Source organism: Dokdonella ginsengisoli, assembly GCF_042652785.1.
GTDB lineage: Bacteria > Pseudomonadota > Gammaproteobacteria > Xanthomonadales > Rhodanobacteraceae > Dokdonella_A > Dokdonella_A ginsengisoli.
The window spans coordinates 334,258-349,420 of record NZ_JBHSHD010000008.1; the positions used below are offsets into that span (position 1 = coordinate 334,258).

Consider the following 15,163-nt stretch of genomic DNA (forward strand, 5'->3'; position numbering starts at 1 on the left):
GTCCCATGGGCAAGTGCGCGGTGCACGTACTCCATACATCCTTCTGCGAGGTGGCTCATGAAACTTCCAGGCATCGCGGCCCGCTGGCTCGTCCTCGGGCTGTTCTTCTCGCTGGCTTGCGCCTGCGCCTCGGTTCCCCGCGACCCGGCCGATTCGCGCGTGCAGGTGGACTGGACCGCTCCGGAAGCCTTCGCCGACGTGCGCGAGAACCCCGGCTCGAGCGTCGGCCGGCAACGGCCCGAGGAATGGCTGCCGCTGCTGGCGCGGCATCTGCGCAACCGCGCTGGCGGCGTGCTGCCGCCGGGCGAGCATCTGGCCGTGACCTTCACCGACATCAAGCGCGCCGGCTCGTACGAACCCTGGCGCGGACCGCAGTGGAACGACGTGCGCGTGGTCAAGGACATCTACCCGCCGCGCATCGACCTGCGCTTCAAGCTCACCGACGCGAGCGGCAAGGTGCTCGCCGAAGGCGAGCGCAAGCTGACCGATCCGGGTTATCTCACCCGCGGCACGATCGACAACGACGATCCGCTGCGCTACGAGAAGCGCATGCTCGACGAGTGGCTGCGGCGCGAGTTTCCGGCGTCGCGCTAGGCGGCGCCGTTCGTTCTGGAAGGCGGCGCGGAAAAGGCGCGGCGGCGGCACGGGCCGCGGCCGCCCGTCTTCGCGAATCGCGGGCGATGCCGCACAATGCGCGCCCGCGCCGTCGCGCCGCCGGCCCCGGCCGGAATCGCCGCCTCCAGGATTTCCATGGACACGCAACATCCCGATCTGCATCCGCTGTTCGCCGACCACCTCCGCACGCTGCAGGCGCGCGCCGACAAGGCGCTGCTGCGCGGCGGCTTCGACCACCTGGTCGTCGCCGCGGGGCGCCCGGCCAACCAGTTCCTCGACGACCGCCCGTATCCGTTCGCGGTCAATCCGCATTTCAAGCACTGGCTGCCGGCGACCAAGGCGCCCGATTCCTGGATCGTCCACACGCCGGGGCGCAAGCCGAAGCTGATCTACCTGCAGCCGCACGACTACTGGCACGTGGTGCCCGATTCGCCCGCCGGCTACTGGGTCGAGCACTTCGACATCGCGATCATCCGCGAGGCGGACGAGGCGCGCGCGCTGCTGCCCGGCGACGCCGCGCGCTGCGCGATCCTCGGCGAGGCGAACGCGGCGCTCGACGGCTTCGCGCCGAACAACCCGCCCGACGTGCTGAACTACCTGCACTACCAGCGCAGCTACAAGACGCCGTACGAACTGGCAATGATGCGCGTGGCCAGCAAGATCGGCGCGCGCGCGCATCGCGCCGCCGAGCGCGCGTTCCGCGCCGGCGCTTCGGAATTCGACATCAACATCGCCTACATGGAAGCGGCGCGGCAGACCGACAACGACCTGCCGTACGGCAACATCATCGGCCTGAACGAGCACGCGGCGGTGCTGCACTACATGGATCTGGCGCACGCGCCGCCGGCGCAGGCGCACTCGTTCCTGATCGACGCCGGCGCCAGCTTCCACGGCTACGCCTCCGACATCACGCGCACGTACGCGGCCGACTCCGCCGGCGAGTTCCGCGCGCTGGTCGACGCGGTCGACGCCGCGCAGCAGGGCTTCTGCGCCCGCGTGCGCGCGGGGCAGAGCTATCCGGAACTGCACCTGCACGCGCACCGCGTGCTCGGCGACATCCTCAAGGAGCACGGATTCATCCGCATGAGCGGCGAGAGCGCGCTCGAAGCGGGCGTCACCTCGACGTTCTTCCCGCACGGCCTGGGCCATCCGATCGGCCTGCAGGTGCACGACGTCGCCGGCTTCCAGGCCAGCGACAGCGGCGGCACCATTGCGCGCCCGCCCGGCCATCCGTACCTGCGCATGACGCGCGTGCTCGAGCCCGGCATGGTCGTCACGATCGAGCCCGGCCTGTACTTCATCGACATGCTGCTGGCCAGGCTGAAGGAGCAGCCGGCGGCGAAGGAGGTCGACTGGGCCAGGGTCGACGCGTTCCGCCGCTACGGCGGCGTGCGCATCGAGGACGACGTCGTGTGCACCGAGGGCGATCCGGAAAACCTCACGCGCGACGCGTTCGCGGCGCTGGCCTGAGCGCGGGAAGCGACGCCTTGATCATCTCCCACCGGCACCGCTTCGTCTTCGTCGCGATCCCCAAGACCGGCACCCATTCCGTGCGCCAGGCGCTGCGCACGATCCTCGGCCCGGACGATCTCGAGCAGGTCGGCCTGTTCGTGCGCAAGCGCTTTCCGTTCCCGGAGCTGGCGAACGTCCCGCACGGCCACATCAGCGCCGCGCAGATCCGGCCGGTGCTCGGCGAGGAAACCTTCGCCGGCTATTTCAAGTTCGCCTTCGTGCGCAATCCGTTCGACCGCTTCGTCTCGTACTGCGCCTTCGTCAGCCGCGATACCGGCGATTTCGAGCGCGCGCCGCTCGCCTTCATGAAATACGTGATCCGCGAGCTGCGGCCGTTCGACCACATCCTGTTCCGCCCGCAGTGCGAGTTCCTGGTCGACGCCAACGGAACGCTGCTGATGGACTACGTCGGCCGCACCGAGGAGATGCAGGCGTCGTACGATACGATCTGCGCGCGCCTGGGCGTGGCGAGCACGCCGCTGGAGCGGGTGAACGCGTCCTCGCATCGCCCGTACGCGGCGTACTACGACGAGGAGCTGGTCGCCATGGTGGCGCAGCTCTACCGCGACGACCTGGCCCTGTTCAACTACCGATTCGATCCGCATGCACGCCAATCCGCGCAAGACCAAAGCCGTCAGATTCCTCGGTCCGGTTGACCTCGGCGGCGTCCGCGACGAGATCCTGGCGATCCCGGAGGAGATCTGGGCGCGCGAGAACGCGACCAAGCCGAACAAGTTCGGCGCGCTCGACCAGACCCAGCACATCATCTTCCGCTTCGTCTCCAGCTTCGAGGACTGGCGCCAGTCCTACGAGACGCCGCTGTGGCCGGAGTGGAAATCGCGCATCGAGCCGCTGCTGGCGCAGGCGACCAGGCCGTACGGCTACGCCAACGGCGCGTTTCCGCGCGTGATGCTGGCGAAGATGCCGCCGAACGGCATCATCCATCCGCACGTGGACGCCAATCCCGCCGCGCGCTGGCCGCACAAGATCCACATCCCGATCCTGACCAATCCCGGCGTCGCGTTCTACGTCGAACCGGACACCTACCACTTCGAGGTCGGCCAGGCCTACGAGGTCAACAACCTCGGCCGTCACGCGGTGCGCAACGGCGGCACCACGCCGCGCATCCACCTGATCTTCGAGTACTACGACGTCGACCAGTAGCGTGGCGGCGCACGCGCGACGCCGATACCCGCGCCGCGGCCGCGGCGCTACTCTGCGCCGATGACCGCACCCGAGCTTCGATTCGGCCCGTTCCGCCTCGCTCCCGCCGCGCGCGAGCTGTGGCAGGGCGAGCGGCTGATCGCGCTGCCGCCGAAGTCGTTCGACTGCCTGGCCTACCTGATCGAGCACCGCGAGCGCGCGGTCGGACGCGACGAGCTGATCAGCGCGGTGTGGGGGCGCACCGACGTCAGCGACGACCTGCTCGCGCAGACCCTGCTGCGCGCGCGCCGCGCGGTCGGCGACACCGGCAACGAGCAGCGCGCGATCCGCACGGTGCCGCGCTTCGGCTACCGCTGGATCCTGCCGGTCGAGGAGTGCACGGCGCCCGCGGCGGCCGCATCAACGACACGTTCGCCACCGTCGCGTTCGCGCCTGCTGCGCATTGCCGCCGCACTGGCCCTGCTGCTGGCGGCCGCCGCGCTCGGCGCCTGGCTGCTGCGCCGGCCTGCCGCTCCGGCGGCAGCCGCCGCCGACGGCGTGCTGGTGCTGCCGGTGCGCCACGCCGGCGACGCCGAGAGCGCCTGGCTGCGGCTCGGCGCGATGGACTACATCGCCACGCAGCTGCGCGAGCGTGCGCACCTGCAGGTGCTGCCGAGCGAGCAGACCCTGTTGCTGGTCGGCCGGGACACCGATCCGACCGACGCCGGCGCCCTGCACCGCCTCGAACTCGCCACCGGCGCCGGCTACGTGCTGGCGCCGTCAGCGACCTTCGAACACGGCGACTGGAACGTGCTGCTGGACGTCTACCATGACGACGGCGTGCGCAGCTTCGAGGCGCGCGCGGCCAATCCGCTGGAGGCGGCCTCGATCGCGCTCGACCGCTTCCTCGCCAGCCGCGGCCTGCCGGTGCGCAACGCGGCGGACGACGGCACCTCGCCGGCGGCGGTGCAGGTCAAGCGCATCGACGCGGCGATCCTGGCCGGCGATCTCGACGGCGCGCGGCGGCTGATCGAGGCGCTGCCGGAAACGCAGCGACACGCCCCGGAGGTCGCCGTGCGCATCGGCCAGCTCGCCTTCCGTGCCGGCCGGCTGGGCGAGGCGAGCGAGGCGTTCCGACCGCTGGCGGCCTCGACGGCGTCGTCGCCGGTGCGCGCGCAGGCGCTGATGGGCCTGGGCGCGGTGGCCGTGCGCGAAGGCGATTTCGACACCGCGCAGCGGCGCTACATGGACGCCATCGCGGTGCTGGCCGAATCGGGCGAGGCGCCGCCCGATCTCGTCGGCAGCGCCTACAGCGGACGCGGCGTGGCCCATTCGGCGCGCAGCCGCTTCGACGAGGCGCTGGCGGATTTCGGCCGCGCGCGCGTGGAGCTGGAGCGCGCCGGCGACCGCACCGAAGCGGCTTCCGTCGACGTCAACCTCGGCCTGCTCGAAGCCGGCCGCGGCCATTACGGCGACGCGGTGCAGGCCTTCGACCGCGCGATCGCGGTGTTCACGCGCTTCGGCGTGCGCGACCACCTCGCCGCCGCGCTGCTCGGCAAGAGCAACGCGCAGCTGGCCCTGCTCGACAACGCCGAAGCGCTGGCCGCCAGCGCGCGCGCGCAGGAGCTGTCGGCGCAGCTGGAGAATCCGCTGCTCAAGCGCCGCATCGCTGCGGTGCGCGTGGCCGCCCTGCTCGCCAGCGGCGAGCTGGACGCGGCGCAGGCGGTGCTCGACGCGAGCGGGCGGGACGGCGCGAACGGCGCGGAGTTCGGCTTCCTGCGCGCGCACCTGCTGCTCGAACGCGGCGACGTCGCCGGCGCCGTGCAGCGCGCGACCGCGACGCTGGAAGCGCTGGCATCCGCATCGGCGGACGCGAATCTCGGCGACGCCGTGCAGCTGGCCGTGACGGCGACGCGGCGCGGCGGCGATCCGGCCCTGCTCGACCGCGCGCTGGCGCAGGCCGAGCGCGACGGTGACGGCGAGGCACGCCTGGACCTCGATCTGGCGCGGCGGCTCGGCCGCGCGCAGCAGCTGGCCCTGCGCGGCGATCCTGCCGCCACGCCGGCGCTGGCCGAAGCCTTCGCCGAAGCCGACCGCCGCGGCGTTCCCGAGGCCGTCGTCGCGGCCGGCATCGCCTACGCCGACCATCTCGTGCGGCAGCGGCAGCCGGAGCCGGCATCGACCGTGGTCGGCCGGCTGGCGCCGTACGCCGGACGCGACTATCGCGCCGCGCACGCGGTCGCCGTGCTGTACCGCGCGCTCGGCAACGCCGGCCTGGCGCGCGACGCCGACGCGCAGGCGCGCCGGCTCGCCGGCCAGCGCGACCCCGCCGCGCCGCTCTAGGCGCGTGACGCAAGTGGCTGAAAGCCGGGGCTTTCAGCGCGCTGTCAGGCAACGCTCAGCGCGCTTTCAAGACGACGCCAGGCGGCGCTCATGCGGCGCCGGCCGAACGCGCCGAGAGTCGGTGCCATGTTCCGGCGCCTCGCCATCGTCCTGTCCCTGCTCGCTCCGTTGCCGGCGCCGGCGGCCTTCGTCGCGCTCGGCCTGCCCGGCAGCCAGCTGACGGCGATCGCCGACGACGGCCGCAGCGCCGCCGGCAGCATGGCCGGCACCCGCGGCGGCGGCTTCCGCTGGCGGCAGGACGGCGGCGCGCGACTGCTGCCGGACGCCGTCTCGGTGCACGGCGTCTCGCCGTCCGGCCGCTACGTCGCCGGCTCGTCGCTGGACCGCAACGCCGGCGAGGTCGCCACCTGGTGGGACGCCGACGACGTCGCCCACGCGATCGAGGGCGCGGCGCCCAGCGTCGGCCGCACGATCAGCGACGCCGGCGAACTGCGCGGCGTCGCCGGCGCCGACGGTGGCCCGCGCACCGCGTTCCGCTGGAGCGCCGCCGACGGCGTGCAACGGCTCGGCGCCGCGGCGCTCGACGAACCCGTCGCGCACTGCGCGCGCCACGCCGCACCCGACGCGGCGGAGCCGCCGGCCGAATACCTCGCTGCCAGCCGCGACGGCGCCCTGCGCGTCGGCCACGCCGGCAGCGGCGGCGAGCGCCGCGCGATCGTCTGGACCGCGCAGGCCGGCGTGCAGCGGCTCGACGCCTTCCTCGCCACGCACGGCGTCGAGGTGCCGCGCGGCTGGACCCTGCTCGCCGCGACGGCGGTCGATCCGGACGCGCGGCACATCGGCGGCTACGGCCTGCACCGCCAGCGCTTCGATTCGTTCGTGGCCGAACTGCCGCCGGACGTGCGCATCCTCTGCGATCCATCCGCCCCCTCGGGCACCCCACCCAGCCAGGAGATCACGCCATGAAGTCGTCCCCGTTGCGTCACGCCGGCCCCGCCGCCGCCGTGTTCGGCGCTCTCGTCGCACTCGGCCCCGCCTGCGGCCGTGCGCAGTGGTCCGCCGACCCCAGCGACAACCTGATCGTCGCCGACGAATACTCCGACCAGACCCAGCCGAAGATCGTCGCCGCGCCGGACGGCGGCTATTACGTCAGCTGGTTCGACGACATCGCGCACGGCTTCAGCGTGCATCTGCAGAAGCTCGACGCGCAGGGCAACGAGCAGTGGCCGCACGACGGCGTCCTCGTCGCCACGCGCCAGTACCAGTTCACCTACGACTACGGCCTGGTCGTCGACGCCGACGGCAACGCCTACGTCGGCTTCAACTGCTGCGAGAACAATTCCGACGCCGAGCACATCGTGGTCAGCAAGGTCACCCCCGACGGCACGCTGGACTGGGGCGCCGACGGCATCACCGTATCGGCGCCGGCCGAAAAGCCCTACGCCGCCCAGCTGGCGGCGACCAGCGACGGCTCCGTCGCGGTCGCCTGGAGCGTCGATCCGAATTTCCTGCGCGTGCAGAAGCTCGCCGCCGACGGATCCGTGCAATGGGCGCAGGGCGGCGTGGCGGTGAATCCGCCGAACGGCCTCGCCCTGCTGGCCGACATCCAGCCGTCCGACGAAGGCAACGTGATCGTGTCGTGGTCGAACCAGGCCGGCCCCGCACGCACGCTGCGCGCGCAGAAGCTGGCCGCCGGCGACGGCGCCGAACTGTGGGGCAGCGGCGGCGTACGCGTGTTCGGCCAGGGCGGCCTGCAGCTGGGCTACTTCCCCGGGTTCATCGACGCCGGCGACGGCGGCGCCGTGTTCTACGACTACGACGTCGTCGGCGTGCGCTTCTTCGCGCGCGTGCAGCGGCTGGACGCAAGCGGCGCGCCGATGCTCGACCCGAACGGCGTGCTGGCCACGACCGACACCGTCAACGACCACGTCGGCACCGCCGCCGCATTCGACCGCAGCACCGGCGACATCTACGCGATCTGGGTCGACACCGCCCAGCGCGAGGACATGCAGATCTACGACGGCGTCTACGCCCAGCGCATCGACGCGAGCGGCCAGCGCCAGTGGGGCGACAGCGGCAAGGAGCTGGTGCCGATGACCATCGCCACCGACGGCACGCACGCGATCTCGCAGCTGACCGCGCTGCCGGCGCCGGGCGGCTTCCTCGGCGGCTGGACCACCGGCGCGATCCCGGCCGCCGACCAGCCGGTCACCGTGGCGCGCATCGACGCCGACGGCGGCTACGCCTGGGACGCGCAGAGCGTGGCGATCAAGACGCTGCGCTACACCGGCCGCACCGTCGGCACGATCGGCGCCGGCGGCGGCGCGGTGTACGCCTGGCAGGACGGCGCTGACGGCGCGACGACGATCCGTGCGCAGAACCTCGAACTCGACGGCACGCTCGGCAATCCGGACACCGACCGCATCTTCGCCGACGGCTTCGACGGCGGCTGACGGCCGCCCCGCTTGCGCCGCCGCCTCCCCGCGGCGGCGACCCCGACGCGCGGCCTCGCCGCGCGTCTTTTTTTGCATTGCGACACCGCGTCACACGACAACCGGTCCGCTTCGGGGTACCTTTGTGACATTGTGAGCACCTCGTCGCGCTCCTCCGATCCCTCCTGGTTCCGCGGCCGCGGCGGACGGCGCTTCGGTCTGGAGTTCGCCGCGATCATCGTGCTCAAGCTGCTCGCGCTGACCCTGCTCTGGTTCTTCTGCATCCGGCCGGTGCCGCGCGCGGACACCGCGCCGGCGGCGGTCGAGGACCACCTGCTCACCGCTCCCGCCGAGGCCACGCATGATCGATGAGTCCGTCGTCGCGCTGTCGCGCCTGCAGTTCGCGCTGACCGCCCTGTACCACTTCCTGTTCGTGCCGCTGACCATGGGCCTGGCCTGGATGCTGGCGATCATGGAAGCGGTCTACGTGATGACCGGGCGCGAGATCTGGAAGCGCATGACGCAGTTCTGGGGCGTGCTGTTCGGCATCAACTTCGCCATGGGCGTCGCCACCGGCGTGACCATGGAATTCCAGTTCGGCACCAACTGGGCGTACTACTCGCACTACGTCGGCGACATCTTCGGCACGCCGCTGGCGATCGAGGGCCTGATGGCGTTCTTCCTCGAGGCGACCTTCATCGGCCTGTTCTTCTTCGGCTGGGACCGCCTCTCGCGCGTCAAGCACCTGGTGGTGACCTTCGTGCTCGCGCTGGCGACGAACTTTTCGGCGCTGTGGATCCTGATCGCCAACGCGTGGATGCAGAACCCGGTCGGCAGCCAGTTCAACCTCGACACGATGCGCATGGAGATCACCTCCTTCAGCGAGGTCGTCTTCAATCCGGTGGCGCAGTCCAAGTTCGTGCACACGGTCAGCGCCGGCTACGTGATCGGCGCGATGTTCGTGCTGTCGATCAGCGCCTGGTACCTGCTGAGGGGCCGCAACGTCGAGTTCGCCAAGCGCTCGATGACGGTCGCCGCGAGCTTCGGCCTGGCCGCCTCGCTCAGCGTGGTCGTGCTCGGTGACGAATCCGGCTACACCGTGTCGGAAAACCAGAAAATGAAGCTCGCCGCGATCGAGGCGATGTGGAAGACCGAGCCGGCGCCGGCCTCGTTCACCGCGTTCGGATTTCCCGACGTGGCCGAGCGGAAGACGCACCTCGCGATCCACGTCCCGTGGGTGATGGGCATCATCGGCACGCGCTCGCTCGACACCGTGATGCCGGGCATCGACCAGCTCGTCCTCGACGCCGAGCGACGCATCGGCAACGGCATCAAGGCCTATCGCGCGATGCTGGCGCTGCGCGCGAACCGCGACGACGCGCAGGCGCGCGCCGAGTTCGAGGCGCACAAGGGCGACCTCGGCTACGCGCTGCTGCTGAAGAAATTCCTCGACGACCCGGTGCAGGCGACCGCCGCCGACATCCAGAAGGCGGCCGACAGCACGATCCCGAACGTACCGGTGCTGTTCTGGTCGTTCCGCATCATGGTCGCCTGCGGATTCTGGTTCATCGCCCTGTTCGCGTACTCGTTCTGGCTGTCGGCGCGGCGCGAACTCGACCGCCACCGCTGGTACCTCAAGGCCGCATTGTGGAGCCTGCCGCTGCCGTGGCTGGCCGCCGAGCTCGGCTGGATCGTCGCCGAATACGGCCGCCAGCCGTGGGCGATCGAAGGCGTGCTGCCGACCGCGCTGGGCGTGTCGTCGGTGTCGGTGGCGCAGGTCGCCACCAGCCTGGTCGGCTTCGTCGCGTTCTACACCGCGCTGGCGGTGCTCGACGCGATGCTGATGCTGAAGTACGCGCGCAAGGGACCGGACGGACTGGGCATGTGGCCGCCGGCTTCCGCGGCGGCGTACCACTGAGCGGAGGTGAGGCCGTGTTCGAATACGAAACCCTGCGCCTGATCTGGTGGCTGCTGCTCGGCATCCTGCTGATCGGCTTCGCGATCATGGACGGCTTCGATCTCGGCGTCGCCGCGCTGCTGCGCGTCCTCGCGCGCGAGGACGACGAGCGCCGCGCCCTGCTCGAAACGATCGAGCCGACCTGGGAAGGCAACCAGGTCTGGCTGATCCTCGGCGCCGGCGCCGTGTTCGCGGCCTGGCCGCTGCTGTACGCGGCCGCGTTCTCGGGCTTCTATTTCGCCATGCTGGTGGTGCTGCTGGCCTTCATCGTGCGGCCGGTCGGCTTCAACTTCCGCAACAAGATCGGCGATCCGCGCTGGCGCGAAAGCTGGGACTGGATCCTGACCGTCGCCGGGCTGGTTCCGCCGCTGATCTTCGGGGTCGCCTTCGGCAACCTGTTCCTCGGCGTGCCGTTCCGCTACGACCAGACGCTGCGCATGAGCTACGAAGGCGGCCTGCTCGGCCTGCTGCGTCCGTTCCCGCTGCTGGTCGGCCTGGTCTGCGTGGCGATGCTGCTGATGCACGGCGCGACGTGGGCGGCGGTGAAGGCGGACGAGTCGATCGCGCGCCGCGCCGAGCGCGTGCTGCGCTGGATCGCCCCGGCGTTCGTGCTGCTGTACGCGGCGGCGGGCGTCTGGCTCGTGTTCGGCGTGCCCGGCTACACGCTCGGTCCGGACGCCGTGGTCAACGGCCCCTCCAACCCGCTCGCCAAGGACGCCGGCCTGACCTCGAGCTGGTTCGACGGGCCGCTGGCGGCGCCGGCGTGGGGCGCCGCCGCGCTGGCGATCCTCGCCGCGCTCGCCGTGCCGCTGCTGGCGACGCGACGCGCCCACGCGACGGCCTTCGTCGCCAGTTCGCTCGCGCTCGCCGGCACGATCCTTTCGGCCGGCTGCGCGTTGTTTCCGTTCCTGCTGCCGTCGAGCCTGGATCCGCGCAGCAGCCTGACCGTGTACGACGCCTCCAGCAGCAGGACCACGCTCGGCCTGATGCTGCTGGCGACCGCGATCTTCCTGCCGCTGATCCTCGCCTACACGGCCTGGGTCTATCGCGTGCTGCGCGGGCGCGTGACGCTGGAGCACATCCGGCAGTCGCATGGGATGTATTGAAGAAGCCGGGAGTGGGGAATCGGGAATGGAGAATCGAAAAAGCATTCCGAATTGATGCGGAGTGCTTTCTTTCCGATTCCCGATTCTCCATGCCCGATTCCCGCAAACCGGAGGTTTGCACACATGTGGTACTTCAGCTGGATCCTCGGCCTCGGCCTCGCGCTGTCGTTCGCGATCCTCAACGCGATGTGGTTCGAGCTGCACGCCGATGACGAGGCGCGCGAGAAGGAGCAGCAATAGCGTCCGGCGCGCCGCCGCGTGCGGGCCTCGTGACGGCGCGCGGATCGTGCGCTAGCGTATCGGCGCCTTCCTGCCGGAGCGGTCGCGTGCCGCACTGCCTTGCTGCCCGCGTGGTCGTCGCCTTCCTGACGCTGTGCCTGCTTCCGGCCGCGCTCGCCGCCGCCCCGCGCGCGGACGCGCGTCATGCCCCGGCAGCGTCCCGATCCGCGCGCCGCGCGCCGCCGCCCGATCCGCGGGTCGAGCGCTGGCTCGACGTCGCCGGCTTCGGCGAAGTGGCGCTGTACCGTCCGTCCGGCACCGCGCGCGGGCTGGCGCTGTTCGCCTCCGGTGACGGCGGCTGGAGCCGCGGCGTCACCGACATGGCGCACGAGGCCGCCGCGCTCGGCTACTGGGTCGCCGGCTTCTCCACGCCGCAGTTCCTGAAGGGCCTGGACGGCGACGCCGCGGCCTGCAGCGACGCCGACGGCCTGCTCGCCCGGCTGGCCGACCAGCTCGTGCGCCGCCTGAACCTGCCGCTCGACACGCGGCCGGTCCTGCTCGGCTATTCCTCCGGCGCGACCCTGGTCTACGCCGCGCTCGCCGCCGATGCGGGCGCGCGCTTCGGCGGCGGCGTCAGCATCGGCTTCTGCCCCGACCTGCTGATCCGCAAGTCGTTCTGCCCCGGCCGCGGCGGCCTCACCGCGCACTGGCAGAAGCAGCCGCCGAGCTGGGTGTTCGACAAGCACGCGGTGGACGCGCGCTGGCGCATCGTGCAGGGCGAGAGCGACCAGGTCTGCGATCCGAAGTTCGCACCGGAATTCGCCGCCGACCAATCCGACACCGCAGCGGTGATGCTGCCCAAGGTCGGCCACGGCTTCGGCGTGCCGGCGCGCTGGATGCCGCAGTACCGGCAAAGCGTGCAGGAACTGCTCGACGCCGCCGCGCGACGCTGACGGACGGCGCCGTCGGGTGCGCCGCCTCGCAGGGCGACCGGCACCCGGCGGAACACCGTTTTCCGAAGCCGCTACACTTCGCCGCCTGTCACGGAAGATCGCCCGCGAATGAGCGACGAAACCCCTCCCGATCCGGCGCCGGCCGCCAAGCACGGCTGGCGCGCGCGCCTGCGCTGGCTGGTGCCGATCGCCTTCCTCGCGCTGGTCGGCTGGCTGCTGGTGCTGGGCATCAGCGAGTTCAACCTGCAGGAGATGCAGCGCACCCTGCTCGAGGTGCCGACCCTGTCCGGGCTCGGCGTCGCCGCGCTGGCGCTGTTCGCGGTCGCCTTCACCGGACTCATCGACGTCGCCATCGCGCGCTGGCTCGGCCTGCCGATACCGGCGCGCGAGATGCTGCGCCTGGCCTTCGTGGCGAACGCGCTGTCGAACACGCTGAACCTGTCCGGCGCGGTCGGCTCGGGCGTGCGCCTGCTCGGCCTGTCGACGCACCGCCTCGCGCTGCCGTCGAGCGCCGCGCTTATCGGGCTGCAGGTGCTGTCGCTGCCGCTGGGCCTGTCGGTGCTGATCGTCGCCACCCTGGCGCTCGGCTCGACGCCGATCACGCCGAGCGCGACGACGCGCTGGCTGGCGGTGGCGATCCTGGTCGCCGCGGCGCTGTACCTGCCGGCGTTCTTCGTGCTGACCTCGCGCCGCCGCCTGATGCGCTGGCTGCCGCAGGGCACCTCGCTGCCGCCGCTGCGGCTCAAGCTGACCCTGGCGCTGCTGTCGTTCGTCGACTGGCTGCTCGCCGCCGCCGTGCTGTACGCCTGCCTGTACGTGACCGGCGTGCACGTCAAGCCGGGACCGATGCTCGGCAGCTTCGCCGCGGCGCAGACGCTGGGCCTGCTCAGCCTGATTCCCGGCGGCTTCGGCGTCTTCGACGGACTGATGCTGCTGGCGCTGACCAGCGACGGCTACGAGAGCGCCGCGGTCCTGTCGGCGCTGTTCCTGTTCCGCATCGCCTACTACCTGGTGCCGCTGCTGGCCGGCCTGTACCTGGGCTCGGGCATGCTGGCCGAACGCCTGCCGGTGGTCGCGCGCGCGAGCGGGCGGCTGCGCGCGCATCCGCTGTTCGGCCTGCTCGGTCTTCCGGCCAGCCTGCTCGCCGGCTTCGGCATCCGCGTGCTGGCGGTGCTGACGTTCTTCGCCGGCCTGGTGCTGCTCGCCTCGGCCGCGATCCCCAGCGTGCACGAGCACATCGAGGTGGTGCGCGAGGTGCTGCCGCTCGCCGCGGTGGAAAGTTCCTACTGGCTGTCGATCCTCACCGGCGTGCTCCTGCTCGGCCTCGGCCGCGGCATCGACGGCCGCCTGCGCGTGGCCTACCGGCTCGCCTCGATCACCCTGGTGGCCGCCGCCGCGCTGGCGATCACCAAGGGCCTGCATTTCGGCGAGGCGGCGTTCCTGCTCGCGATCGCGATGCTGCTGCGCGCGCGCAAGCGCGAGTTCACGCAGCGCGCCATGAGCCTGACCTCGCTGACCACCTTCACCTGGCTCGCCGGCCTGCTGGTGGTGGTGCTCGCCTTCTTCGCCATCGGCATGCTCGCGGTGCTCGGCGACGACAGCTTCGACCTGTGGTACTTCGGCATCGGCGAGCATTCCTCCAAGCTCGCGCGCGGCCTGTTCGCCGCTGCGCTGGGCCTGGCGATCTATCTCATCTGGCAGTCGTTCTCGGTGCGCCGGCCGCCGCTCAAGCCGCCCGAGCGCGCCGAGCTGGAACGCGCGCGCGAGGTCTACCTCGAACACGGCGGCGGCGAGTTCGCGCACCTGAGCTTCATGGGCGACAAGCACCTGTTCTGGTCCGGCGACCACGGACCCGGCAAGGGCCGCGCCGTGGTCGCCTACGGCGCGGTGCGCGACCGCCTCGTCGCGCTCGGCTCGCCGTGCGGGCCGGAGGCCGCGATCAAGCGTGCGATCCTCGACTTCCGCCAGTTCGCCGACGCGCAGGACCGCGTGCCGCTGTTCTACGAGGTCCTCGAGCCGGATCTTTCGCTGTACCACGACCTCGGTTTCGACCTGTTCAAGCTCGGCGAGCTGGCCATCATCCGGCTGGAGGAATTCACGCTGGCCGGCAAGCGCTGGGAGGACCTGCGCCAGGCGGTGAACCGCTCGGTCAAGGAACGCCTGACCTTCGAGCTGATCGATCCGCCGTTCGACACCGTGCTGATGAGCGAGCTCGAACGCGTCTCCGACGCGTGGCTGGCCGACAAGGGCGCGCACGAGAAGAGCTTCTCGCTCGGCCGCTTCGACGCGGACTACTTCGCCTGGAGCCCGCTCGCCCTGGTCCGCCGCGACGGCGAGCTGCTCGCCTTCGCCAACGTGCTGCCGCCGTACGGCCCGAACGGCACCGCCAGCGTGGACCTGATGCGCCACGTCGATGGCGCGCCGCGCGGCACGATGGACTTCCTGTTCGCCCGCGTCATGCAGTGGGCGAAGGAGCGCGGCTACGAGAGCTTCAGCCTCGGCATGGCGCCGCTGTCGGCGGTGGGCGACAACCCCTACGCGCGCATCAACGAGCGACTCGCCGCGCTGGCGTTCCAGTACGGCGGACGCTTCTACAACTACCAGGGTCTGCGCCGCTACAAGGAGAAGTTCGGGCCGCAGTGGACCGGCTCGTACCTGGCCTACCCGCGCGGCCTGTGGGTGCCGGGCCTGCTGATCGACATCGCCGCCCTGGTCGCCGGCGGCTACCGGCGCTTCCTGTTCGGCGGAAGATAGCCGCTCGAATCGATATCGCCCGTATCGCTCGCCGCGATCGCGACCGACGAAGAACCGGTTCTCGCACGGACGCGCAGACGCCGGGAAGGAAATTCCTGATTCCGTGCCTGGGCGTCCGTGCGGGAAATC

13 protein-coding genes are annotated in these 15,163 nt (G+C 71.4%); all 13 read left to right on the forward strand.

What is annotated here, in order from left to right:
- Positions 1 to 57: 57 nt before the first annotated feature.
- The 13 genes from ACFO6Q_RS11765 (at position 58) to mprF (ending at position 15,034) form a co-directional block, all read left to right on the forward strand.
- Complete coding sequence (locus ACFO6Q_RS11765; RefSeq protein WP_380021224.1) at positions 58 to 594, forward strand: DUF3016 domain-containing protein; 537 nt, start codon at positions 58 to 60, stop codon at positions 592 to 594.
- A gap of 156 nt (positions 595 to 750) precedes the next feature.
- Complete coding sequence (gene pepQ / locus ACFO6Q_RS11770; protein WP_380021226.1) at positions 751 to 2,085, forward strand: Xaa-Pro dipeptidase; 1,335 nt, start codon at positions 751 to 753, stop codon at positions 2,083 to 2,085.
- A gap of 17 nt (positions 2,086 to 2,102) precedes the next feature.
- On the forward strand, positions 2,103 to 2,783 hold the full coding sequence (locus tag ACFO6Q_RS11775; RefSeq protein WP_380021228.1) for a sulfotransferase family 2 domain-containing protein: 681 nt from the start codon (positions 2,103 to 2,105) through the stop codon (positions 2,781 to 2,783).
- The gene (locus ACFO6Q_RS11780) at positions 2,731 to 3,291 is read left to right on the forward strand and encodes an aspartyl/asparaginyl beta-hydroxylase domain-containing protein (RefSeq protein ID WP_380021230.1); all 561 of its coding nucleotides are present in this window, start codon (positions 2,731 to 2,733) and stop codon (positions 3,289 to 3,291) included. Before ACFO6Q_RS11775 ends, ACFO6Q_RS11780 begins: the two co-directional genes overlap by 53 nt.
- A 60-nt stretch (positions 3,292 to 3,351) precedes the next feature.
- Positions 3,352 to 5,613, forward strand: a complete 2,262-nt coding sequence (locus ACFO6Q_RS11785) for a winged helix-turn-helix domain-containing protein (protein ID WP_380021232.1) — start codon at positions 3,352 to 3,354, stop codon at positions 5,611 to 5,613.
- A 126-nt stretch (positions 5,614 to 5,739) separates the two neighbouring features.
- Positions 5,740 to 6,579, forward strand: a complete 840-nt coding sequence (locus ACFO6Q_RS11790) for a hypothetical protein (protein WP_380021234.1) — start codon at positions 5,740 to 5,742, stop codon at positions 6,577 to 6,579.
- The gene (locus ACFO6Q_RS11795) at positions 6,576 to 8,066 is read left to right on the forward strand and encodes an NHL repeat-containing protein (RefSeq protein ID WP_380021236.1); all 1,491 of its coding nucleotides are present in this window, start codon (positions 6,576 to 6,578) and stop codon (positions 8,064 to 8,066) included. Before ACFO6Q_RS11790 ends, ACFO6Q_RS11795 begins: the two co-directional genes overlap by 4 nt.
- Before the next feature lie 132 nt (positions 8,067 to 8,198).
- The gene (gene cydP, locus ACFO6Q_RS11800; RefSeq protein WP_380021238.1) at positions 8,199 to 8,417 is read left to right on the forward strand and encodes a cytochrome oxidase putative small subunit CydP; all 219 of its coding nucleotides are present in this window, start codon (positions 8,199 to 8,201) and stop codon (positions 8,415 to 8,417) included.
- Positions 8,407 to 9,963 carry a cytochrome ubiquinol oxidase subunit I gene (locus tag ACFO6Q_RS11805; protein WP_380021240.1) on the forward strand — a complete coding sequence of 519 codons (1,557 nt, stop codon included), beginning with the start codon at positions 8,407 to 8,409 and terminating at the stop codon, positions 9,961 to 9,963. Before cydP ends, ACFO6Q_RS11805 begins: the two co-directional genes overlap by 11 nt.
- 14 nt (positions 9,964 to 9,977) lie before the next feature.
- Positions 9,978 to 11,108 carry a cytochrome d ubiquinol oxidase subunit II gene (cydB, locus tag ACFO6Q_RS11810; protein WP_380021242.1) on the forward strand — a complete coding sequence of 377 codons (1,131 nt, stop codon included), beginning with the start codon at positions 9,978 to 9,980 and terminating at the stop codon, positions 11,106 to 11,108.
- A 123-nt stretch (positions 11,109 to 11,231) separates the two neighbouring features.
- The gene (gene cydX, locus ACFO6Q_RS11815; protein ID WP_380021244.1) at positions 11,232 to 11,348 is read left to right on the forward strand and encodes a cytochrome bd-I oxidase subunit CydX; all 117 of its coding nucleotides are present in this window, start codon (positions 11,232 to 11,234) and stop codon (positions 11,346 to 11,348) included.
- Positions 11,349 to 11,434: 86 nt separating this feature from the next.
- A complete protein-coding gene (locus tag ACFO6Q_RS11820) occupies positions 11,435 to 12,280 on the forward strand; it encodes an alpha/beta fold hydrolase (RefSeq protein ID WP_380021246.1) in 846 nt (281 codons plus the stop codon).
- 108 nt (positions 12,281 to 12,388) lie between these two features.
- Positions 12,389 to 15,034, forward strand: coding sequence for a bifunctional lysylphosphatidylglycerol flippase/synthetase MprF (gene mprF, locus ACFO6Q_RS11825; RefSeq protein WP_380021248.1), 2,646 nt, complete (start codon positions 12,389 to 12,391; stop codon positions 15,032 to 15,034).
- Positions 15,035 to 15,163 lie beyond the last annotated feature (129 nt).